Annotated in this window: 25 protein-coding genes; 11 read left to right on the top strand and 14 right to left on the bottom strand. The window is 40.3% G+C overall.

What is annotated here, in order from left to right; translation table 11 throughout:
* Positions 1-99 precede the first annotated feature (99 nt).
* Both ACRRMM_RS10425 and ACRRMM_RS10420 read left to right on the top strand, forming a co-directional pair.
* Positions 100-789 carry a class I SAM-dependent methyltransferase gene (locus ACRRMM_RS10425; protein ID WP_017368290.1) on the top strand — a complete coding sequence of 230 codons (690 nt, stop codon included), beginning with the start codon at positions 100-102 and terminating at the stop codon, positions 787-789.
* The gene (locus tag ACRRMM_RS10420; RefSeq protein ID WP_035389886.1) at positions 782-1,450 is read left to right on the top strand and encodes a glycosyltransferase family protein; all 669 of its coding nucleotides are present in this window, start codon (positions 782-784) and stop codon (positions 1,448-1,450) included. Before ACRRMM_RS10425 ends, ACRRMM_RS10420 begins: the two co-directional genes overlap by 8 nt.
* A gap of 324 nt (positions 1,451-1,774) precedes the next feature.
* Here the strand turns inward: ACRRMM_RS10420 and ACRRMM_RS10415 are convergent, their stop codons facing one another.
* The 3 genes from ACRRMM_RS10415 to ACRRMM_RS10405 all read right to left on the bottom strand — a co-directional run bounded on the left by ACRRMM_RS10415 (position 1,775) and on the right by ACRRMM_RS10405 (position 3,569).
* The gene (locus ACRRMM_RS10415) at positions 1,775-2,059 is read right to left on the bottom strand and encodes a hypothetical protein (protein WP_017360144.1); all 285 of its coding nucleotides are present in this window, start codon (positions 2,057-2,059) and stop codon (positions 1,775-1,777) included.
* Positions 2,049-3,176, bottom strand: coding sequence for a tetratricopeptide repeat protein (locus ACRRMM_RS10410; protein ID WP_212338425.1), 1,128 nt, complete (start codon positions 3,174-3,176; stop codon positions 2,049-2,051). Before ACRRMM_RS10410 ends, ACRRMM_RS10415 begins: the two co-directional genes overlap by 11 nt.
* 225 nt (positions 3,177-3,401) lie before the next feature.
* A complete protein-coding gene (locus tag ACRRMM_RS10405) occupies positions 3,402-3,569 on the bottom strand; it encodes a hypothetical protein (RefSeq protein WP_428828665.1) in 168 nt (55 codons plus the stop codon).
* Positions 3,570-3,981: 412 nt separating this feature from the next.
* On the opposite strand from ACRRMM_RS10405, the gene ACRRMM_RS10400 reads away from it, so the two are divergent.
* The 4 genes from ACRRMM_RS10400 (at position 3,982) to ACRRMM_RS10385 (ending at position 7,472) form a co-directional block, all read left to right on the top strand.
* A complete protein-coding gene (locus ACRRMM_RS10400; RefSeq protein ID WP_048001151.1) occupies positions 3,982-4,653 on the top strand; it encodes a hypothetical protein in 672 nt (223 codons plus the stop codon).
* Between the two features lie 335 nt (positions 4,654-4,988).
* On the top strand, positions 4,989-5,303 hold the full coding sequence (locus ACRRMM_RS10395) for a DUF485 domain-containing protein (protein WP_025208191.1): 315 nt from the start codon (positions 4,989-4,991) through the stop codon (positions 5,301-5,303).
* On the top strand, positions 5,300-6,838 hold the full coding sequence (locus ACRRMM_RS10390; protein WP_007497838.1) for a solute symporter family protein: 1,539 nt from the start codon (positions 5,300-5,302) through the stop codon (positions 6,836-6,838). The genes ACRRMM_RS10395 and ACRRMM_RS10390 overlap by 4 nt, the downstream gene beginning before the upstream one ends.
* A gap of 295 nt (positions 6,839-7,133) precedes the next feature.
* Positions 7,134-7,472 carry a DUF4288 domain-containing protein gene (locus ACRRMM_RS10385; RefSeq protein WP_017368294.1) on the top strand — a complete coding sequence of 113 codons (339 nt, stop codon included), beginning with the start codon at positions 7,134-7,136 and terminating at the stop codon, positions 7,470-7,472.
* Positions 7,473-7,822: 350 nt separating this feature from the next.
* Here ACRRMM_RS10385 and ACRRMM_RS10380 read toward each other — a convergent pair whose 3' ends face one another.
* The 4 genes from ACRRMM_RS10380 to cidR all read right to left on the bottom strand — a co-directional run bounded on the left by ACRRMM_RS10380 (position 7,823) and on the right by cidR (position 10,716).
* Complete coding sequence (locus ACRRMM_RS10380; RefSeq protein ID WP_008345523.1) at positions 7,823-8,197, bottom strand: nuclear transport factor 2 family protein; 375 nt, start codon at positions 8,195-8,197, stop codon at positions 7,823-7,825.
* A 113-nt stretch (positions 8,198-8,310) separates the two neighbouring features.
* Positions 8,311-9,000: a thiamine phosphate synthase gene (gene thiE, locus ACRRMM_RS10375; RefSeq protein ID WP_081114246.1), complete on the bottom strand. Its 690-nt coding sequence runs from the start codon at positions 8,998-9,000 to the stop codon at positions 8,311-8,313.
* On the bottom strand, positions 8,987-9,811 hold the full coding sequence (thiM, locus tag ACRRMM_RS10370) for a hydroxyethylthiazole kinase (protein WP_017360155.1): 825 nt from the start codon (positions 9,809-9,811) through the stop codon (positions 8,987-8,989). The genes thiE and thiM overlap by 14 nt, the downstream gene beginning before the upstream one ends.
* A gap of 17 nt (positions 9,812-9,828) precedes the next feature.
* On the bottom strand, positions 9,829-10,716 hold the full coding sequence (gene cidR, locus ACRRMM_RS10365; protein WP_017360156.1) for a cidABC operon transcriptional activator CidR: 888 nt from the start codon (positions 10,714-10,716) through the stop codon (positions 9,829-9,831).
* Positions 10,717-10,881: 165 nt separating this feature from the next.
* Between cidR and ACRRMM_RS10360 the strand changes: the two genes are divergently transcribed.
* Both ACRRMM_RS10360 and ACRRMM_RS10355 read left to right on the top strand, forming a co-directional pair.
* Complete coding sequence (locus ACRRMM_RS10360; protein ID WP_017360157.1) at positions 10,882-11,265, top strand: CidA/LrgA family holin-like protein; 384 nt, start codon at positions 10,882-10,884, stop codon at positions 11,263-11,265.
* Complete coding sequence (locus tag ACRRMM_RS10355) at positions 11,259-11,939, top strand: CidB/LrgB family autolysis modulator (protein ID WP_007497850.1); 681 nt, start codon at positions 11,259-11,261, stop codon at positions 11,937-11,939. Before ACRRMM_RS10360 ends, ACRRMM_RS10355 begins: the two co-directional genes overlap by 7 nt.
* Positions 11,940-11,976: 37 nt before the next feature.
* Here the strand turns inward: ACRRMM_RS10355 and ACRRMM_RS10350 are convergent, their stop codons facing one another.
* Positions 11,977-13,158: a class I SAM-dependent rRNA methyltransferase gene (locus tag ACRRMM_RS10350; RefSeq protein WP_125589337.1), complete on the bottom strand. Its 1,182-nt coding sequence runs from the start codon at positions 13,156-13,158 to the stop codon at positions 11,977-11,979.
* A 117-nt stretch (positions 13,159-13,275) separates the two neighbouring features.
* Here ACRRMM_RS10350 and ACRRMM_RS10345 point away from each other — a divergent pair, with 117 nt between their 5' ends.
* Positions 13,276-13,659 (top strand): VOC family protein, encoded by a 384-nt coding sequence (locus tag ACRRMM_RS10345; protein ID WP_008345541.1) that lies wholly within the window; start codon positions 13,276-13,278, stop codon positions 13,657-13,659.
* A gap of 91 nt (positions 13,660-13,750) precedes the next feature.
* Here ACRRMM_RS10345 and ACRRMM_RS10340 read toward each other — a convergent pair whose 3' ends face one another.
* The 3 genes from ACRRMM_RS10340 to ACRRMM_RS10330 form a co-directional block, all read right to left on the bottom strand.
* Positions 13,751-14,479, bottom strand: coding sequence for an amino acid ABC transporter ATP-binding protein (locus ACRRMM_RS10340; protein ID WP_025208197.1), 729 nt, complete (start codon positions 14,477-14,479; stop codon positions 13,751-13,753).
* Entirely contained in the window at positions 14,476-15,120 is a 645-nt protein-coding gene (locus ACRRMM_RS10335) for an amino acid ABC transporter permease (protein ID WP_007497860.1), read from the bottom strand. The genes ACRRMM_RS10340 and ACRRMM_RS10335 overlap by 4 nt, the downstream gene beginning before the upstream one ends.
* A 70-nt stretch (positions 15,121-15,190) precedes the next feature.
* Complete coding sequence (locus tag ACRRMM_RS10330) at positions 15,191-15,955, bottom strand: transporter substrate-binding domain-containing protein (RefSeq protein WP_045033805.1); 765 nt, start codon at positions 15,953-15,955, stop codon at positions 15,191-15,193.
* A 529-nt stretch (positions 15,956-16,484) separates the two neighbouring features.
* Between ACRRMM_RS10330 and ACRRMM_RS10325 the strand changes: the two genes are divergently transcribed.
* Both ACRRMM_RS10325 and ACRRMM_RS10320 read left to right on the top strand, forming a co-directional pair.
* A complete protein-coding gene (locus tag ACRRMM_RS10325; protein ID WP_008345544.1) occupies positions 16,485-17,570 on the top strand; it encodes a Rap family tetratricopeptide repeat protein in 1,086 nt (361 codons plus the stop codon).
* Between the two features lie 19 nt (positions 17,571-17,589).
* Positions 17,590-17,739: a hypothetical protein gene (locus ACRRMM_RS10320; RefSeq protein ID WP_017358698.1), complete on the top strand. Its 150-nt coding sequence runs from the start codon at positions 17,590-17,592 to the stop codon at positions 17,737-17,739.
* A gap of 51 nt (positions 17,740-17,790) precedes the next feature.
* On the opposite strand, the gene ACRRMM_RS10315 is transcribed toward ACRRMM_RS10320, so the two are convergent.
* The 3 genes from ACRRMM_RS10315 to ACRRMM_RS10305 form a co-directional block, all read right to left on the bottom strand.
* Complete coding sequence (locus ACRRMM_RS10315) at positions 17,791-18,423, bottom strand: GTP pyrophosphokinase (protein WP_007497867.1); 633 nt, start codon at positions 18,421-18,423, stop codon at positions 17,791-17,793.
* 94 nt (positions 18,424-18,517) lie between these two features.
* Positions 18,518-19,531, bottom strand: coding sequence for an ABC transporter permease (locus ACRRMM_RS10310; protein WP_017358697.1), 1,014 nt, complete (start codon positions 19,529-19,531; stop codon positions 18,518-18,520).
* Complete coding sequence (locus ACRRMM_RS10305; RefSeq protein ID WP_369456673.1) at positions 19,528-21,024, bottom strand: sugar ABC transporter ATP-binding protein; 1,497 nt, start codon at positions 21,022-21,024, stop codon at positions 19,528-19,530. The genes ACRRMM_RS10310 and ACRRMM_RS10305 overlap by 4 nt, the downstream gene beginning before the upstream one ends.
* Positions 21,025-21,092: the final 68 nt, after the last annotated feature.

Genomic DNA, 21,092 nt, shown 5'->3' with positions numbered 1-21,092 from the left:
AGCTGTCATTCATGAAAATTGCCCATTTTCGTTATAAAACCAAGCTCCCCACCCATATATTAAGCATAAGACACAAGAAAGAAGAAAGGTGGGTGGCGCGTGAGTTCAGATTCCCTATCTTATTATCATCAAAAGAAGGATCAATATTATCACGGTGTGAACCCTGTGATTGTCCATCGTATTCGCAAGGAATGGACGTCTATCTTGGATATCGGATGCGGCACAGGCCAGCTTGGAAAAGTCTTAAAACAACAAGACCGTACCATATATGGAATTGAATCTTTTGAAGATGCAGCAAAGCAGGCTGAGAAAGCGCTGGATCATGTTTTATGCGGCAATATTGAACAGATGGCGCTGCCTTATCAGCATGAACAATTTGACTGCATCATTTTCGGAGATGTTCTTGAACATTTATTGGACCCTTGGGCCGTTTTAAAAAAGGTCAAACCTTTTCTGAAAAAGGAAGGGGTCATCTTGTCTTCCATTCCGAATATTGGTCATATTTCAACGGTTTTAGAATTACTGGCTGGGAGATTTTCTTATACAGATGCAGGATTAATGGATCAAACACATTTACGCTTCTTTACCCTTCACGAAATTCATGCCCTCTTTCAGTCAGCCGGGTTTCATGTTCGTGAGCTTGAAACCATTCGTGTACAACACCCTTCCTATACGGGCGTCATGAATGATCTACATGAATTACTCGTAAAACATGGCATCCGTTTTGATTTTAACGAGGCAGCGACAGCCTATCAATACGTGGTTGAGGCGGTTCAACTCAATGAGTAGCCCCACCATCTTATTTGTTTTATGTGTAAATGATGAGTCGATGTTTCAAGCTTGCTTCCGGCAGCTCGCTTCACTTCCTGCTCCGCACGGGTATCATGTAGAGGTTTTGCCCATTAGACATGCATCAAGTATGGCCTCTGGATACAATGAAGCTCTCACTCATCCTGCACAGTTTAAAATTTATCTTCATCAAGATACACTCATCGTCAAACAGCATATGCTTCTCGAGCTGATCCCACTTTTCTTGCAAAATCCGTCACTTGGCATGCTTGGGGTAATAGGTGCAGAAAGTGTGCCAGACAATGGAATCTGGTGGGAGAGCCATGATTGCAGAGGGAAAGTCATTGAATATCGGCACGACACCTATCAGCTACTGACGTTTGAATCTGGTCATCCACAGACAGAGCCCCAAGGTTATATCAAAGCTTCTGCTATTGACGGTCTTTTTATGGCAACACAATATGATATCAAGTGGCGTGAGGATCTTTTAGACGGCTTTCATTTTTATGATGTGTCACAGTCTTTTGAGTTTGCACAGCAGGGATATGAGGTTGGGATTGCAAGGCAAGTGGAGCCCTGGTGTATTCACAAATGCGGAGATCATTTTGATGCAGAAGCATATGAAAAAGCAAGACAAACATTTCTTGCGCATTATCGGTAGAAAGCACCCTTTTCGGGTGCCCAGAATGTAGAGAAACTCATGTTTTTCTACATTCTTTTTTATTTTCCACGTCATGATGTTAGGTGAGAATGAATGAAAAGGCCTTCCACACATGTCTTGAAATGGCCTTTTGGTGCTTTTGAGATCTTGTGCAGCTTTCAACATGCTTTCGGATCTGATTTGTAGAACCGATAACCACTCCGATCCGTTATTGTATATGCTTTTCTCTATTATAAAATGGAGAGATGTAAGTTTTAATGGGGACAATTAGGCTGTCGAGATTTCCTCGACAGCCTGACAGACCCTAAAGATCTGTTTGATTCATCAAGTAGATAATCTAGAATCACGGGTTCCAAAACGAACATCAGGATTTTCACTAGAACGGGTTCCGTTCCTCACAGCAAAATCGTTATCTTGTTGAGATAAAGTTATAAGAGGAAAATCCTCAGTAGTAACGCTACTGCCTGTAGCATTTCTTACAGTCAGATCAGTGGATTCTGGAGAAGTAGCATTTCTTGAATTCACATCAAAATCGACAGATGATAATGAGATCACACCTAGCAATGCTGAAGCACTCAAAAAACCAGTAAGAACCGTTTTAAAATTCATATGAACAGTCGCCCCTTTGGATTTGTTTTCGGGCGTACATCACTTTTTCATACATTTTTACAGATTCATCCATACGCCCATTCTCATTATAGTACCGAGCCGCTTCGAGCGCTAGGTCTTCCATGTATGGATAACCCCTCTCATTCTCTAATTTTTCCAATGAGCTCAAGACTTCACTTAGGTTTGCTGTTTTTAAAAATAAAATGTCCAATACCATCAGTAACGATAAAAATAGATCATTTTTTCTATTCTTCGCTTCTTCCAAGCCTCTTTTGAAAAATCTTTCACCCTCAATAAATTCCTTTTGACTCAAATGAAATAACGATAATTCATAATAAACCAAAAGCAACTCTGTAGCATTAATAGGCTCTCCTTCTAGAATCACCTGATTAAAATAAGCTAGTGCCCTATTAAAATCACCTAATCCTTTAAAACAACACCCAATATTAAATAATGACTTCACAATCATTGACTTATTAGACATTGCCTTAGATTTTTCTAAAGCTGACAATAAATGAGGAAGCGCCTTTTCTCTGCATTCAAAATCAATGAAATTACCTGCCATAACAGTTAGACAATTAATTTCTCGAATCATATAAAGAGAATTGCTCTTATGTGCCTTATAAGTATCATAAGAAAGACCAACGTAATACATAGACACGTGTGTCTGTTTCATGTGATAAAACACTTCTGATAATTTATAATAAAATTCCGCTCTCTCTAACTCATCCCCTACTTGCTCTAGGCGCTTTTCCGCGCGCTTATAGAACACAATAGCTCTAATAAACTCTCCTTTTTTGAATTCATACATCCCTTGAAAAAAATTAAAATAGTATTCAAGAATGGCTGACATCTTCTTTCCTTGTCCTTCTACAGCTTTCAAGTAATCCGATTTTTCAAGTGGTTCTTTAGAAGGCTGCACATAGTCTGTCATCAATTGATGACGGAACTCCATCAACTGAAAATAAAGAACCGCCTGTTCATCTTCTTCCATGACATCGATTTCTTTTCTAACCTCTTCTCTTAGCTTCTGAGCCTCTTTAACATTGAATCTTTTTATTTGCTTATACCATTCATTTATCTTGATCGCTACAACTGGAGACGGTATAGAAGCCATTTACAATCCCCCTAGAAAACCAATTTTTAATAAATGTTAGCATAACAACTCCTAATAAAACCCTATTTATCCATTGATTTGTAAAATTTTCGGCATAGCGCAAGCACTTTTTAAGCAAGTAGGGCACAAGACATATCGATTTTTATACGTAATCGCAGTGGTGTTTTTGAAATAGGCGCCATGTATTTTAAGTAACAAAAAACAGGCTCTTCAGCCTGTTCTTTATTATCCAGTGATGACCATATTGATGAATGGGACACTTAGTAAAAAGAAAACAACAGCAAAAATAACTTTATACTCCATCTCTTTTTCTTTATTATTCTTACGTTTTTTCATATAAACAGCAAAATAACAAGCACCATTTAACATCATCAATACTGATATTACCGTCATCATACATTCGCCTCCCATATAAAAGAACCTAAATTGCGGTCACCGCAACCCAAAAAGAAATTTTCCAATGAATTCCCAAATTCAAACCGATCAATGATAGGATGAAAACATGTCAAAAAAGGAGGGAGTACTATGAATTATTATGCTGTTGTATTTTTTTACGCCGCCACTTAATAAAAGCCACTGAAAACACAAGAAGTAAAATCGCAATAAGCTTGAAAATAAAGCGAGTGAAGAAAGTAGCATCTTCGAACTCCGTTGCAAAGATACAAGCCCCTATGATTATCCCGATCATGCCTACTACCCAATTCCAAAACACATCAATCACTCCTCAATTAACTTTTTTTAAAAGAAAAGCATTTTTTATCCATATGTTTATTATTGCACAAAAAACAAGGGGGAAATATCCAAAATGAAAAAGTTCATAATCGGGCTTTTAGGCATGACGCTATTTTTAACAGTTCCATTACAAACCGTAGCCGCAGTAACCCTAGAACCTCAAGGAATTAAAGAATCTTATCAAACTGAAATTGAAGGCAAACTACATACTTTCAATTCTGTAGTTAAAGGCAGCACTCAAACAATAACGATTGATAATGGTGAACAAATAGATACCGTCTCTTTTGATCGGGCAACAGAAGAACTTCGTATCAACAATGAACTAGTAGACATTAAAGAATTTAAAGAAGCTGGACCAGAATTATTAAGTGAAGACGGCGAATTTAACACAAAATCAAACAAAGATTATCAATGGAGACTTGTAAAAACCTATAAAAACAAATTCAACGTTACTCTTGCTATTGTCGTTCTTGTGACAACAACAATTTTGGCATTACCGACAGGGACCGGTGCTGTAGCTGGCGCAGTCTTGACACTAAAAGTAATAGCCATACTCGCTACAACAGTAACTACAGCTTCAGGATCAACCGGTCAAAAAGTCTTTCATTACACATTCAAAACATACTACAGCCCGAAAAATGGATACTGGAACAACAAATTTGTCTTATCTGTCTACAAAGATTCCAAGCGTAAAAAGCATGTTAAAACAGTTTCACATACGACACGTCTTGGGAAAAAATATTAAAAGAGAAGCAGGCTCCATCAGCCTGCTTCTCTACATGTTTATGTAATGTAATTCTTGATATTAATATGCCAACGCATTATGACCTCAAATGTTTCATTTGCTAAATCGAATCTACAGACCATGTGACAATGGATATCATAGAGTTTTTTTCTTTGATCTTATATTTGATTTCCAGCTTCTTGTGTTTATTTTCATTTTCCCAATATTTATATCCACAATTGATCAGGCTAAACACCCTTTTCGGGTGCCTTTTTTATGATATACTGTCATAAACAACCAGATCGTCTCATATGCATTGGAGTACCTTGTCCCTAATTCGTACAAAGGAGGAAACAATGGCAGACAAAAACGTTCATTATAAGAAGGTTGCCGCTTCAAAGGATTTTCGAAAACTTCTTGAGGAAAAACGCAGATTTATCGTACCGATGACGATTTTCTTTTTTCTCTTTTACTTTTCACTTCCGGTTGCTACATCCTACTTCACCTTTTTGAACACGCCAGCAATTGGAGCGATCACGTGGGCTTGGTTATTTGCCCTCACGCAATTTGTGATGACATGGGTTTTATGTGGGCTTTATGCAAAAAAAGCAGCTCAGTTCGACAAATATGTAAGCGCTTTAAAAACTGAATCTAGAGGTGATGACGAATGAGTATGACCGCTTTTATTTTATTCATAGCGATCGTAGGGCTCACATTGGTCATCACGTATTTTGCTGCGAAAAAAACAAGCAATGCGAGTGATTTTTACACCGCAGGCGGCGGACTGACTGGATTTCAAAATGGCCTTGCCATCGCCGGGGACTATATGTCTGCTGCTTCATTTTTAGGGATCGCCGGCATGATCGCCTTAAATGGATTTGACGGCTTTTTCTATAGTATTGGCTTTCTTGTAGCGTATCTTGTCGTCCTTTATGTCGTGGCTGAACCGCTTCGAAATCTAGGAAAATATACGATGGCTGATATGATTGCTGCACGATTTAAGCGTCCTGCCATTCGAGGAGTAGCCGCATTTAACACAATCACAGTCTCGACTTTTTATATGATTGCGCAGCTTGTTGGGGCAGGTGCATTAATCAAACTGCTTCTTGGCATAGATTACTGGATTGCGGTGCTGATCGTAGGTGTCTTGATGACCATTTATGTCGTGTTTGGCGGCATGATTGCCACCAGCTGGGTACAGATCACGAAAGCTGTGCTTCTCATGCTGGGCACGCTGATTATTTCGCTGCTTGTGTTTGCTAAGTTTGATTTTAGCCTGCTGAAGATGTTTGAACAGATGAAAACAGCGACCCCGCTTGGTGAAGCTTTTCTTCACCCGGGAAATAAATATGATGTGCCTTTAGAGACCTTGTCTCTGAACCTTGCACTTGTGCTTGGAACAGCAGGTTTGCCGCATATTTTGATCCGTTTTTATACGGTAAAGGATGCCATTTCTGCGCGTAAATCTGTTCTATCCGCTACGTGGATCATCGGGATTTTTTATTTAATGACGGTTTTCCTCGGCTTCGGTGCCGCTGCTTTTGTCGGAACAGATGCAATTACGGCAGCCGATGCAGCAGGAAACATGGCTGCACCACTGCTTGCACAGGCCCTAGGGGGAGATTTATTATTTGCCTTTGTTTCCGCTATTGCCTTTGCGACTATACTGGCAGTGGTCACCGGTCTCGTTTTATCCGCCGCGTCTGCCTTTGCTCATGACTTTTATAGCCAGATTATTCGCAAAGGAAAAGCGAGTGAACGTGAACAGGTGAAGGCGGCACGCTTTGCTTCTATCGGCGTGGCCATCCTTTCCATCATTCTTGCATTATTTGCGCAATCTTTAAACGTCGCTTTTCTTGTGTCACTTGCCTTCGCAGTGGCAGCAAGTGCGAATTTACCGTTGATTATCTTCACTGTCTTTTGGAAACGATTTAACTCAACAGGGGCTATCGCAGGAAGCTTAACAGGTCTTCTGAGCGCACTCCTGATCGTGTCACTCAGCCCAAGCGTCTGGGACCCATCAGGGGCAGCCATTTTCACAGGAGAGCCGCTTATCCCACTATCGAACCCTGGGATTATCTCGATCCCGCTTGGATTCCTTGCGGCTTACTTAGGCACCATTTTCTCCTCTGAAAAAGCAGATGAAGACACCTTTACAGAAATTCAAGTAAAAGCACACACAGGTATGCATATGGATACAGATTGATGAGAAAAAGCCGGCTGCTCTGCCGGCTTTTTCAGTGCAATTTCAAAACTGTATTCAATATGGGATAAATTGGCCTTTTAATCTCTCTTTATATCTTTCTAACTTGTCACATTTCCTCAACGTGATCAACGAACAGCATGTGATGATGATCAGCAGAATTTCATGAACTTCTCCTCTGTTATCAATGATTCTTTTCAACCCTATTACCCCCATAGACTTCAATTCTCTTGTTATTCTTATGTTATCATTTTAAACACATACTGGAAATTCACCCTACAAGGAAGAAGTGAAACATATGCATAAATTGTACTCAGCAAAATTATTATTTGAATCTCGCTCCTCAGCAAAGGTGAGACCGGATAAAATCTTTGAGGAACGAATCATTTTAGTGAGAGCAAAAAACAATCGAAAAGTGAAACAAATCGTCAAAGACCATTTTCCAGATGAGACATTTGAAAATGGAGATCATGGACAAACAACTACAAAACTAGTAGCCGTACTCGATATCTTTGAGCTAGTCGAAGACTTAGACGAAGGTCCCCTGCATTTAAGCGAAGTGTACAGCCGATATCTTCTTTTTGATCAAGAAACATCTGCTAAAGAAGCGATTGACGCTTATTCGTTAGACAAATAAAAGAAGTCTAAGCTACCAGTGTGTGAACTCAAATTGCTATACAGTTAGATAAGAGGGATAAGTGCACTAATAATGGTTGGGTAGATATATATTAGGAGGACTTGTTGTGAAGAGGATAATCAAGTATGCAGTGATGATTTTATTTATGAGTGTATTTTTCTATTATTACAATATGTTTGTACCTAAAAACGTTCTGTACATTTTCATTGCATTTCCATTTTGTTTTGTTGCTATAAGTTTGATTGATAAGCTATTTACGGATAAATAAATCTAATAATAAGCAAGCCTCATGCTTGCTTATTATCTCATACTGTCTAATTAGAGGGGATAATATCCGCTCTGCCGGCTTTTTAATATCGCTGGAATAACTCTGGGTTTTTCGGGACGTTTTCTAAATAAACGATCTTTCCTTGATCATCCAGCTCCGCAATATCAATGCCTTCTGCTGTATATACACGACCGTCTGTTAACTTTCCGCAAACAGCCCAGTTTGTTTCATACTTCCCATCTTCTCGTTTCACCCAGCCATCCCACATGTGCTTAATGTCTTCATGTACGTGGAAAAATGTGTTCAAAAACTGTGTGAACGCTTGGATGCCAGGCTTTTCAGCACCATTTAAGACAATCATGACATCATCTGAAAACAATGCCAACAATTCGTTCATTTGCTCTTGCCCTTTTCCCGCTTCATCATATCGGCGAAAATACGTATCGAGCACTTCCATCATTCATTCTCCTTTATTTACCTGTCATTTCGAAAATAATCAAACAATTAGATTGTACACAATTGTATCTCTTCTGTCTATTTTTCACGCAGATAAGAAAAGACATGGATGAGTTAATCCATGTCTTTTACAGATGAAAGAGCTGCTTTCTCTGACTCGACAAGAGATGTTAGTTCTTCCGCAGCTTTTTTCGGATCAGCGCTTTGGCTAATGGCGCTGATGATGCTAATGCCATCGGCTCCCGCTTGGATGACTGGTGCCGCATTTTCATATGTGATACCGCCGATACCCACAATGGGAATGTGAAGACCATGTTGACGTACTTCGTTGATTAAAGAAACACCCTGGACACTGCGTGTATCCTTTTTTGTTTCTGTAGGATAGACTGGACCCATCCCAACGTAATCTGCCCCGTCCTTCATCGCTTGTCTCACTTCATCTAGATTGTGCGTGGACACGCCTAATATTTTATTCCCGATCCTTTGCCGTACGTCTAGTGCAAGTGTATCTTCCTGCCCAACATGGACACCATCTGCATCAAGATCGATTGCAAGCTGTACATCATCATTTACGATAAAGGGAATATTCGCTTCTTGGCAAAGTGCTTGAATCTGATGAGCGATTTTTTTCTTTTCTTCACCTTGCAGAGCACCTTCACCCTTTTCACGAAACTGAAACATCGTGATCCCGCCTTGAATGGCCTCTTTTACCACATCAAGCGGATGCCGGCTTGTATTCGCTGTTCCCATAATAAAATAAACCGATAATTGCTGTTTGATTAGCTGCTGATCAACCTTCGTCATGCAAAACTCCCCCTATTTTCCCTAACGTGATTACATCTTGACCATTTGTATTGGACAGCGCGTTTAGCAATTCGATTTGAAAGGTCCCTGGCCCTTTCTCATCTGTCTGCTGAGCTGCCTTTTCTGCAGCGACACCATAAAACAGCAGAGCTGATGCCGACGCATGAATTGGACGTTCCCCTGTTGCACAAAATGCCCCTATGACAGAGGTGAGTAAACAGCCAGTCCCTGTCACCTTGGTTAACCATTCGTGTCCATTATGAATAGATAGAACCTCTTCTCCATCTGACACGACATCCACTTTCCCCGTAATCGCCACAACGGTTTGAAGTGCTTTTGCCGCCTGCTTTGCTAAAGACGATACATCTCCATTTGCCCCTTTTGCATCAACCCCTTTTGACTGCCAGCCATTCACTCCAATTAAATGAGCCATTTCAGCAGCATTCCCTCTAACAACAGTGATGTCCACTTGCTGTAACAGCTGTTTCGCCGCACTCGTCCGAAACGTTGTCGCACCAACACCAACAGGATCTAATAGAACCGGTACACCTTTTTCATTGGCCGCTTGTCCAGCAATGACCATTGCCTCCACTGTATCCTTTGTTAGTGTGCCGATATTCAGCACAAGTGCATCCGCTAATTGCGCCATTTCTGCCACTTCTTCTTTGGCGTTTGCCATGACTGGAGAAGCACCTAAAGCAAGCAGTCCATTCGCTGTAAAGTTCGTCACAACTTGGTTGGTGATATTATGGACAAGCGGATTTTCCGCTCGAATCTTTTCCAAAAGATGAGACACGCAGCTTAATTTCATCTGTATCGTCCTCCCTTTTACTCTGCATCCCACACATAGGATTTTGTATGCTTTAACCATTCTCTTGCAGCAAAGGACAAGTAGCGGTCCTTTCGCCAAATGACACCCAAATGCCACGGAATAGACGGATTTAAGGAAATGATCCTCACTTTATCTGGATCTAGATCACGGCAAATCCGTTCAGGCAGAAGCCCAATCCCAAGATTCTCAGCAACCATTTCACTGATGAAATCCCATTGTGACGTTTCATAAATAACGTTCGGCCTGAATCCAGCATTCATACATTCATTTAAGATTCGGCTGTGCAGAACGAAATCTTCTCGAAAGAAAATAAAAGACTCTTCCTTTAAATCAGCCAAATGAACCTCACCACGTCCTGCCATCGGATGTGATGGATGGGTGACAAGCTTCATATTCTCTTTAATGATGGTGTATGTATGAAAAATTTTATCATTTGCAGGCAGAACAATGACACCAATATCTAATGATCCATCCTCTACCCCTTCCTCTACTTTAATGGAGCCGTGCTCCACCAATTGAAAGGTGACATCTGGATACTGCTGGCGGAATTCCCCCATCACATTTGGGAAAAAGCTTGATCCAATCATGGGCGGCAGTCCTATTCGGATATGTCCTTTTTTCACATTCATTAAATCATTTAATTCACTCGTTAAATTCTGAAAGGATTGTGTGATTTCACTCGCCTGTGTATACATGGTTTGTCCAGCATCTGTCATTTCAACCTGTCTGCCATTACGGTAAAACAACTGCACACCTAGCTCATCCTCTAGGTTTTTGACCATCTTGGAAATGGTCGGCTGCGACACATAGAGCGATTGTGATGCTTTCGTAAAACTCTTTAACCGTGCCACTTCTAAGAAATATGTTAAATGTCTGATGTCCACATGATTCATCCTTTCTATAGACAAAAGGAATACTAACTATTCGATATATGTATTTTACCTATAATAGAACGTGCTGTACACTTTAAAGTAAGCTCACCGATTAGAACGTTGTGTTGTTTTTGTGAAACAGTGAACAATTTATATAGAAAAAGGAGTGAACAGAAAGTGCAATTGCTCAAAACGTCGCTGATTGCTACCCTTCAGATTATGGCTTTATTTGCTTTTGCGAAATTGATGAATGTGCTGGCGGCCTTTTTGCATTTAAGAATTCCGGGCACGATCTTAGGCATTCTTGTCATTTTCTTATTACTTCATTTTAACATCATTAAATTAAAATGGATTGAACTTGGCGCCGTATGGCTGCTCGGAGAACTGCTGCTCTTCTTTATCCCTTCAGCAGTAGGTGTGATTGATTACAGAACATTACTTTCTCAATCTGGCACAAGTATTGTCCTTGTGGTTTTACTTAGTACCTTTGTGGTCATGCTCTCGACTGGCATAATGACGCAGATGATTGCGAAAAGAAAGGAGCGAAAAAAGCTATGTTAGTTGGTGGACTATTTTTGATCCTAACCATTCTGATCTATCTCGGATCAAAAGCGGTTTATAAACGTCATCCGAAAGTCTATGTCTCCCCTTTACTTGTAACACCGGTTGTTCTTGTGGTCTTGTTGTTAATCGTGAACATTCCTTACGATGCTTACAATCAAGGCGGAAAATGGCTGACAAATATGCTTCAACCTGCGACTGTGGCATTTGCCATTCCTTTATATAAGTATTTTCACATTCTGAAGAAGCATGCAGTAGAAATTATTTTAAATGTGGCTTGCGGTTCTATCGTTGCGATTTTATCAACAGCGTTTATCGCCAAATTGTTTCATTTGGATACGAGTCTGATCGAGAGCCTCGTCCCAAGATCCGTCACAACACCTGTTGCAATGAGTGTGTCTGAGATGATTGGCGGGATGCCGTCCGTTACGGCTGTATTCGTCATTTTAACAGCATTATTTGGCTCAATCATTGGACCATTGGTTATCCGTTATTTCCGTATTGATAATGACATTGCAATGGGCGTTCTGCTTGGTACAGGAGCACATGGTGCAGGCACATCGAAGGCCTTTGAACTGAGCTCGGTCTCAGGCACGATCTCAAGTGTGTCCATGATCATTTCGGCCATTATTACATTATGTGCAGCGCCTATCCTGATGTCGTTTGCCCTATAGAAAAAGCCATTTCCCCTTATCGGAAAATGGCTTTTTCTTATGCTTGGATGAAGACAACCTTTAAATAGTTCCCCTCAGGATAATTTTTCGTTGTACGGAAGTCCTCAGGAAGTGAATATTCCTCAAGAATACGATACGTTTTCCCAGATTCTTTAAAGGCCTGTGCAATAAATCCTTTAAACTTTTTCATCCCAAATGCACTGCTATTGGTTGACGCCACAATGACGCCGTTCTCAGCTGTGATCTGGATGGCTTCTTTTAATAGTTTCTTATAATCCTTCGCTGCACTGAATGTGTGTTTCTTCGTTCGTGCAAAGGAGGGTGGGTCCAAGATCACGACATCATAGCTCCAGCCTTTTTTCGCCGCAAACGGGAAATATTTAAAGACATCCATGACTTTGATATCCTGCCCGTCTACATCAATGCCATTCACTTCAAACTGCTCAGATGTTTTTTTCAAACTGCGGTTTGCAACATCTACACTTGTCGTACGGCTTGCCCCGCCAAGCGCTGCTGCTACAGAGAAAGCGCCGGTATAAGAGAACGTATTAAGGACGGTCTTTCCTTTTGCATAGCGGTCTCGAATTGCTTTTCGCACATGACGCTGATCAAGGAAAATACCTGTCATCGCACCATCATTTAGATAAACCGCCACGTTCATCCCATTTTCTTTGACGATAAGAGGAAATTCACCTTTCTCCCCTTTTACAAAATCGTCATCTTCGATATATTGTCCAGACGTATCAAATCGTTTCTTTTCATAAATGCCTTTATAGTCAGGGTACACCTGCTCAATCGCAGCCAATACATCTTCTTTTAATGTATAAACACCTTCGCTATACCATTGGATGAGATAGAATCCATCATAATAATCAATCGTGATTCCACCAATTCCATCCCCTTCTCCATTGAACACACGGAAAGCCGTCGTCTGTGCATCACGAAATAGATGAGTTCTGCTTTTGGATGCCTGTTCAAGTTTAGAAACAAAAAAGGCCTGATCTATTTTTTCGTTAGCGTCAAAGGAAAGTACCCAACCGATGCCTTTATTTTGCACACCATAATATCCTTTCCCTAAAAAAGAGCCTCTTTCATCTACCCATTCAATGAGTTCGCCTTCCTGTACACCATTCACACGCGACACAGCATCTTTTGAAATAAGCGGATATCCCTTTTTCACTTGTTCTGCAAATGTTTGTTTTAATGAGATTTTTTTCATTTGTGTCATCCTTATCCTAAATTGACTCTCTCTATCCTACCATATGAATGTATACGTTACTTCTATTATGATAAGATGAGGAGAAAAATATCAACTCGACATAGAGGAGGCTCTTTTTTGACAACATTACGCTTAGATCATACAGGGATTATGGTGACAAATATTGATCAGTCCATTGATTTTTATGAAAAAGTGGTGGGCATGAAATTAAAGGATCGCATCACTCATACAAACGGAGTCATTGAACTTGCCTTTCTTGGCTTTAAAGACGAAGCAGAAACGGAAATCGAACTCATTCAAGGGTATAGCAGTGACCTTCCATCTGAAGGAAAGGTCCACCATCTCGCCTTCACAACAGATAATATCCACGCGGAATTCAACCGTATTCAAAAGCTGCAAATTGAGCTAATAGATGAAGAAATCACAACATTGCCCAATGGCTATTGCTACTTCTTTTTCCGAGGGCCAGACCAAGAGTGGATTGAGTTCTTCCAACGATAATATTTCCTAGGAAATGCATGTGAATCGGTATATTCATTCTCGTCACAAAAGAAAAAGAGTAAGAGCATGTGTACCTGCTCTTACTCTTTTTTTATAGCACCTTACTAAGAAATGATTTGGTACGCTCATGCTGCGGGTTTCCAAAGAGTGCTTCTGGTTTGTCTTCTTCGACGATATATCCGCCATCCATAAAGATCACGCGATCTCCCACTTCTCTTGCAAAGCCCATTTCATGTGTGACGACAATCATCGTCATTCCTTCGACTGCTAATTGTTTCATAACAGCTAATACATCCCCAACGACCTCAGGGTCAAGAGCAGATGTCGGTTCATCGAATAAGAGCACTTTTGGGTCCATCGCCAAGGCTCTTGCAATGGCAACACGCTGTTTTTGTCCACCAGATAATTGGTTAGGGTAACTTTTGGCCTTGTCTTTCAAACCGACCTTTTCAAGCAAGTCTAATGCTTTATCGACTGCGGCTTTCTTCTCCATCCCTTTTACTTTCACCGGTGCGATCGTGATATTTTCTAACACGGTTTTATGAGGAAATAAATTAAAGTGCTGAAACACCATGCCAACTTCTTGTCGTACTTTATTGATATTCACTTTTGGGTCTGTAATCGTATGTCCGTGGACAACAACTTCCCCAGCCGTAATATCCTCTAATTTATTGAGACATCTTAGAAATGTGCTTTTCCCTGATCCTGAAGGACCAATGACACATACAACCTCTTTTTCCTCGATGACTGCATTAATATCCTTTAAGACTTCGTTATCACCAAAGGATTTCTTCAAGTTTTTCACCGTAATCATACTCATTTCACATCAAATCTCCTTTCTGCGTAGCTAGCCAGTAGAGAAAGTAAATAAATGATCACGAAATAAATGACACCGACAATAAGCCAGACATTCAAAGGATCAAATGTAGCCGATGCTTGAACTTGTCCCCGCTGCATGATATCAGCAATACCGATAATCGATAAGAGAGAGGTGTCCTTCAAACTGATGATAGCTTGGTTAGTAATGGCTGGAAGCATACGGCGGAATGCCTGTGGAAGAACGATAAAACGCATGTTTTGTCCACCTGTGAATCCTAAAGAGCGTGCGGCTTCTGTTTGTCCTTTATCAATGGACTGAATCCCTGCACGAATAATTTCTGAGAAATAAGCCCCTGCATTAATCGCTACTGTAATAATCCCTGCTGGCACTCGATCAAGCGAAATGAATTCAAGTGTATTAAGCCCAAAATAAATGAAGAATAGCTGTACGATAAATGGCGTACCTCGAATGGCATTGACAAAAACGAGTGAAATAAAGTTCAAGATTTTAAATGGTGACAGGCGGAATAGCGCCACAATCAACCCGATGATAAAACCTAAAATGATAGCAACAACAAAGATATATAAAGTGGTTTGCAAACCATCCATTAAATACGGAAATGCATTAACAATCGTATCCATGTTTCTCCCTCCCTAATTCACATACGGTTGACACATAAAGAAAGCGCGCTCTGAGCGCGCCTCGCTTGTGTTATGACTTCAAATATTTCTCAATAATTTTGTCATATTCACCGTTTTTCTTTAGGTTTTCAAGCCCTTTATTGATTTTCTTCAATAAGTCCTGATTTTTCCCCTTCATGACTGAGATCCCGTATTGGTCGCCATTCAAGCGGTCTCCAACTGTTTTCAATTTCAAGTCTTGCTGTGCGATCGCATACGTAATGACAGGATAATCCTCAATTAAAGCATCTGCATTTCCATTAGATACTTCTTGGAACATAGATGGACTGTCATTGAATTGAACTACTTCATACCCATATTTGTCTGCGTTATCTGATGCAAATTTTGCACCTGTTGTCCCATTTTTAACAGCTAGCTTTTTCCCCTTTAAATCATCAATCGATTTGATGCTGCTGTCCTTTTTCACAACAACTGTCAGACCAGCATCGAAGTATGGATCTGAAAAATCCACTTTCTTTTTACGCTCATCTGTAATACTCATACCACCCATTCCAACATCAAGCTGACCTGCTTGCATCGCTGGAATGATCCCTGAGAAATCCATTGCTTCAAGCTTCACTTTGAAGTCTTGGTCTTTCGCAATGGCGTTAATTAAATCAACGTCTATTCCCTCATATTTACCGCCCTTTTCAAATTCAAATGGCGGATATGTTGTATCTATCCCGATTTTATATGTGCCTTTGCCTTCTCCCGAACCGCTGTCCGATTTTGAACCACAGGCTGCCATGACGAGCACAACAATTAGTCCCATGATCAGTAACATCGATTTCTTCATAAAACACGACCCCCAATTGTCAGTTTTGTCTAAATATTCGCAACAACAATCTTACTATACCACGCTAAAGCTATACTGTGTGATATTTTTTATCAATACCAAAGATCCATACAATTCTAGATCGATAGTCTCTTTAAATTTTACTTTTTTGCGAATAACTCATTTTATTCTGAAAGAAGCATGTTTCACAATATTCATGTGATATAATCTCACAAAAAACCGCGAACACTCCTTTATCAATACCACTTCTTTCTCACCTATGAAAAAACCCTCTTTCACTGTCTCTCTTCCTCTATTGATATCCTGATATATTTTTTTCAACATCCTCTTTTTACCTAAAAAAATGTAAGCGTATACAATTCGATCCCTACTCCCTAATTTTTTCACTACTGGTTGAATTTACATCAAAAAACATGTTTTACAAATTGAGATAGACCGCTTAAAATATAAGAAGATACTTAATATGGAAAGATGATTCAGACAAATAAGAATCAGCAGAAATGAATAGGTGAAGAAAGGAGGATACCAATTGGCAGAAACAGGTGTTTTGTCATCCGTTGATGTAGCAAATATGCTAAATGACTGGTATGTCTTGATGAAAAAAAGAGACATACAAGAAGCAATACAGCTAAAAGAAGAGATTCTTCAAGCATTTGATCGAATGGAAGAGAATCAAGATGTCTTACTCTACTATCAACTTTTAGAATACCGTTTCAAAGATTTAGTCGAAGATACAGCTTCGTTAGATCACAGTCTTTTTGTGGATGAAAATGCGATTCGTACAGATGATATGCTCAGCTACTATTTCTATTTCTTTAAAGGCATGTATGAAATGCGCAGAGGGAATCAAGATACAGCATTTCACCATTTGAAATTGGCCGAGGATAAATTAGATCTCGTACATGATGACATTGAAAAGGCAGAATTCCATTATAAAACAGGATGTCTATACTATAATATAAGATCCACACTTCTCTCCATCCACCACTTAAAAAAGGCTTCGTCTATTTACGACGCAGATCCATGTTATGTGAAAAAATCAATCAGCTGTCAAATGATGCTTGCTCTGAATTATGCGGATCAATCTAAATATGATGAGGCAGAAACTTTGTTTCAACAGGTGATTTACTCACTAGAACAGATGGAGGATCCGGATTTACTTGGCCACGCATATTGCAATGCAGCTTTTATTAAAAGTCTAAGAAATGAATACAGTGAAGCTGTGCCGCTCCTAGAAAAAGCTTTATTGATTGAGTCATTCGAAACTTCTTCCCCAGGCGGCTATTTACTGGCCTTGTATGCCTACACAAAAGCGCTGTTTAAGCTGAAAAAGCCTGGTTTGTTCCACTATTATGTACAGCTTTCACTTCAAAAAGCAGAAAATTTAAAACAACGAAACATTTCACTTAAATTATCCATTTTAGAAACATTGATGCTCCAGCCCAACAACATGATTGAGCAGATCATTTCTTATTGTGATCAATTGGAATCTATGAATTTCCTTGTTGATCTTGAGGCTATCTGTCAGGATGTAGCCGCCTACTTAACTGAAAATGGTCTTCCGAAAGAAGCAATTTATTTTCAGAACAAGGCATTGTCATTCAAAACTTGTTAAGAAGATGGAGTGATGTATGATGAAAAAATGGCTGATCTCAAGTGCGATTTTTACGTTCTTGATTACAGGTGTTTTGATTGGCACTTCTACTCAAAAAGAGAGCCAGTCTGCACAATCGCAAGATGACGGTACGATCATTCAAAAGAGAGATCGAGGCACCAACCCTTAATAAGACTAAAAAGAGTAGCTGTCATTCAAAACAGCTACTCTTTTTTATTGGTTAATCAATTTCTCGTTTGATATTTTGCATTTTTTCATCTAAGTAGTGAGCGATATCTGCCGCTTCCTTTAGTTCATCGGTGAGCTGATGAGGAACATCGTTTTGCAGTTTATAATAGATTTTATGTTCGAGACTCGCCCAGAAATCCATCGCAATGGTCCGCACCTGAATTTCAACCTTCACATGCTCCACACGATTCGTTAAGTAAACAGGAATTTCAACAATTAAATGAAGACTTCGATAGCCATTTGGTTTCGGATGCTGAATGTAATCTTTCACTTCAAGGATCTTTAAATCCTCTCTTTGCCTCAGAACATCAATAATGTTATAGATATCTTGAATAAACGAGCAGATGATGCGGACACCAGCGATATCATGTATGTACTCCTTGGCACATTGTGTGGTGATGTCACATCCTTTTCTCGCTAGTTTATTCACGATGCTTTCAAAGGATTTGATCCGTGATTTTGTATGCTCTATTGGGTTGTGTCCATGGATTAAATTATATTCCTGACTAATAATCGAAAACTTTGTATCCATTTCATCTAATGCAAATTTATATACTAATAATTCATTTTTCCAGTCTTCCATGACACTTTTCAAATCTTCTACATGAGTTGCTGACATATTCATTTCTTTTTGTCATCTCCTTTTGGCAAACAGCTGTTACACTGCTTTCCGTTTACTAGACGGAGAGAGAACGCAAATGGTTTTAAAAAAGTACATCTTACCCCCGTTGTTTGTAATAAGTCAGCGCGAGTGCCAGTGCAAGCACAGATCCTTTCACGATATCCATTGCATAATACGGGACAGACATCATCACAAGTCCATTTTGCAAAATACCGATGAGCACCGCACCAATAAACGTACCGAATGCGTTTGGTTTACCTGCTCCCATGACTGAAAACCCAATAAAAGCAGCAGCTACCCCATCCATTAAATATGGCGTTCCTGCGTTAATTTCTGCTGTCATCACCCTTGATGCCAGCACGATACCACCGATCGCCGCAAATAAGGCAGACAACAGATATGCTGCGATTTTGTATTTGTTCACATGAATACCAGATAATCGAGCGGCTTCTTTATTTCCACCAATGATATACATCAATCGCCCATGCTTTGTGTAAGTCATAAAAACATGTGCAAAAAGCACAATGGCCGCCATAATCAAAATGATATAGGGTACCTGCCCAATCTTGCTGAAAAAGGCAGGGATGGTGCCAGTTGAAAAAGTGCCATCAGGCAGCACCATATTTTCAGAAATGGTCGCACCTTTCGTATAGGTTTGTGCCAGCCCTTGAATGATAAACATCATGGCTAGTGTCATGAGCATATCTGGAATCTTCATTTTGACAATCATCCAAGCATTCAGCAAACCGACAATAAGAGAAGCCGCCAGCGCAGAAAGGATCGCAATGAGTGGGTTTTGCGAGAACCATACAAACATGGAGATCACAATTGCATTTGATAACGTAGCAACTGAGCCTACAGATAAATCAAAGCCGTTCACTGCTAGGGAGATCGTCAGCCCTACCGCAATGATGGTTACAATCGAGATCGATCGTAAAATATTGATGATATTTCCTGACTGTAAAAATGCCGGATTGGCTGCCGCAAAGACAACAATCAATACGACAATCGTTAAGATGGTGCCATATTGATAAAAGAAATCAAACAGATGAAAGGATGGCCGCTGTTTCTTGATTTGTTGAATTGGGGCTGAAACTTGTCGTTCACTCATGATTGTCCTCCTGTTGAATGATATAAAAGCTCTTCTTCAGTCATTGGTGCCGTCATTTCCCGGGCAATGCTGCCATCATATAAGACGTATACTCGGTCGGCGATTCCTGCAATTTCTGAAAGCTCACTTGAAGCATAAATAACCGCTTTTCCTCTTTCAGCTAGTTCTGCAATGAGAGAGAAAATGTCCTTTTTTGCTCCAACGTCTACACCTTTGGTTGGTTCATCAAAGAGATAGACATCCGCCTCAGCCAACAGCCATTTTCCAATCGCAATCTTTTGCTGATTTCCACCAGATAGATGCTTCACCTTCGCTTCAAGAGAAGGTGTCTTGACGCCAAGCCGCTTGACGATTCCATCTGCTGCCTTCCGTTCCTTAGAACGATGTAAGAAGCTGAACGGCCGTGTAAACGAACGTAGACTTGCAGCTGTTACGTTCCATCCAACAGTTTCTTCTGTTAGAATCCCTTCTTTTCTCCGTTCTTCAGGCACAAGGGCAATACCCGCTCTCACAGCGTGATGAGGCGACTTGATATGAATGGTTTGACCATGCAGCTGCACAGTGCCTGACTTTTTTTCTGAGGCGCCGAATAGGGCTTTGCACAATTCTGTTTTACCAGCACCGACTAATCCTGCAATCCCGAGAATTTCTCCTTTTTTCACATGAAGATGAATGTTGTTTAATTTATGTTGGTCATGCAACTCTTTCACGTCAAGCACAATCGGTGCATCCTCAAGCGGTGTACGAGATGGGAATTGATCCTCTAATGGCGCGCCAAGCATTTCTTCAATGACCTGCTTTGGATCAGTTTCTTTAATGAGGTGCGCCGCCACATCGGTTCCATTCTTCATCACAGTCAGTTCATCACAGATGTTGAAAATTTCTGGCATGCGATGCGAAATAAAAATGATGCCTGTGCCGTTCTTTTTCAATTGATGAATCATTGAGAATAGCTTGCTTGTTTCTGCATGACTAAGTGGAGCGGTTGGTTCATCTAAAATTAAAATGCTGCATTTGATCGACACAGCCTTGGCAATGAGCACCATTTGTTTTTCTGCCAGTGTCAAATCACTCACAAGACGCTTCGTCGAGATGTCAATATTCATCTCTTTTAACAGCTGTGCTGCCTTGCGGTGAATCTCTTTCCAGCGGACGAAGGTTTTTTTCTCCATTTCATGAATCATCATATTTTCGCCAACACTTAAATAAGGCACTAGAGCTGTATCCACTTCTTGATGGACGGTCTGCACACCGTATGAGGCCGCATCCTTCGGTGTATGAATGGTCGCCGCCTCGCCATTGATGTGGATGGTTCCTTCAAAATGTGAATGAGCACCAGAGAGAACTTTCATTAACGTTGACTTCCCAGCACCGTTCGCCCCAATCAGGGCATGGACTGTGCCTTTTTTTAATGTGAAATTTGCTTGATCTAACGCTTTGACTCCTGGGAATTCAATCGAGATGTTTTTCATATGAACAAGCGGCGTTGTCATAGGTGTCCTCCTTCTCTCCTGATCGTCAATTGAAAAACGAAACACCCTCTATGAAAAGAGAGTGCACG

The sequence above is a fragment of the Bacillus sp. XT-4 genome (assembly GCF_050864245.1).
GTDB classification, from domain to species: Bacteria; Bacillota; Bacilli; order Bacillales; family Bacillaceae; genus Bacillus; species Bacillus altitudinis.
This window is presented reverse-complemented; position numbering and strand designations above follow the sequence as displayed.

Excerpts from the sequence above, each read along its gene's own strand:
- ACRRMM_RS10420 (WP_035389886.1), top strand. The coding sequence starts at position 782 with ATGAGTAGCCCCACCATCTTATTTGTTTTATGTGTAAATGATGAGTCG.
- ACRRMM_RS10415 (WP_017360144.1), bottom strand. The coding sequence starts at position 2,059 with ATGAATTTTAAAACGGTTCTTACTGGTTTTTTGAGTGCTTCAGCATTG.
- ACRRMM_RS10410 (WP_212338425.1), bottom strand. The coding sequence starts at position 3,176 with ATGGCTTCTATACCGTCTCCAGTTGTAGCGATCAAGATAAATGAATGG.
- ACRRMM_RS10405 (WP_428828665.1), bottom strand. The coding sequence starts at position 3,569 with ATGACGGTAATATCAGTATTGATGATGTTAAATGGTGCTTGTTATTTT.
- ACRRMM_RS10400 (WP_048001151.1), top strand. The coding sequence starts at position 3,982 with ATGAAAAAGTTCATAATCGGGCTTTTAGGCATGACGCTATTTTTAACA.
- ACRRMM_RS10395 (WP_025208191.1), top strand. The coding sequence starts at position 4,989 with ATGGCAGACAAAAACGTTCATTATAAGAAGGTTGCCGCTTCAAAGGAT.
- ACRRMM_RS10390 (WP_007497838.1), top strand. The coding sequence starts at position 5,300 with ATGAGTATGACCGCTTTTATTTTATTCATAGCGATCGTAGGGCTCACA.
- ACRRMM_RS10385 (WP_017368294.1), top strand. The coding sequence starts at position 7,134 with ATGCATAAATTGTACTCAGCAAAATTATTATTTGAATCTCGCTCCTCA.
- ACRRMM_RS10380 (WP_008345523.1), bottom strand. The coding sequence starts at position 8,197 with ATGGAAGTGCTCGATACGTATTTTCGCCGATATGATGAAGCGGGAAAA.
- thiE (WP_081114246.1), bottom strand. The coding sequence starts at position 9,000 with ATGACGAAGGTTGATCAGCAGCTAATCAAACAGCAATTATCGGTTTAT.
- thiM (WP_017360155.1), bottom strand. The coding sequence starts at position 9,811 with ATGAAATTAAGCTGCGTGTCTCATCTTTTGGAAAAGATTCGAGCGGAA.
- ACRRMM_RS10355 (WP_007497850.1), top strand. The coding sequence starts at position 11,259 with ATGTTAGTTGGTGGACTATTTTTGATCCTAACCATTCTGATCTATCTC.
- ACRRMM_RS10350 (WP_125589337.1), bottom strand. The coding sequence starts at position 13,158 with ATGAAAAAAATCTCATTAAAACAAACATTTGCAGAACAAGTGAAAAAG.
- ACRRMM_RS10340 (WP_025208197.1), bottom strand. The coding sequence starts at position 14,479 with ATGAGTATGATTACGGTGAAAAACTTGAAGAAATCCTTTGGTGATAAC.
- ACRRMM_RS10335 (WP_007497860.1), bottom strand. The coding sequence starts at position 15,120 with ATGGATACGATTGTTAATGCATTTCCGTATTTAATGGATGGTTTGCAA.
- ACRRMM_RS10330 (WP_045033805.1), bottom strand. The coding sequence starts at position 15,955 with ATGAAGAAATCGATGTTACTGATCATGGGACTAATTGTTGTGCTCGTC.
- ACRRMM_RS10320 (WP_017358698.1), top strand. The coding sequence starts at position 17,590 with ATGAAAAAATGGCTGATCTCAAGTGCGATTTTTACGTTCTTGATTACA.
- ACRRMM_RS10315 (WP_007497867.1), bottom strand. The coding sequence starts at position 18,423 with ATGAATATGTCAGCAACTCATGTAGAAGATTTGAAAAGTGTCATGGAA.
- ACRRMM_RS10310 (WP_017358697.1), bottom strand. The coding sequence starts at position 19,531 with ATGAGTGAACGACAAGTTTCAGCCCCAATTCAACAAATCAAGAAACAG.
- ACRRMM_RS10305 (WP_369456673.1), bottom strand. The coding sequence starts at position 21,024 with ATGACAACGCCGCTTGTTCATATGAAAAACATCTCGATTGAATTCCCA.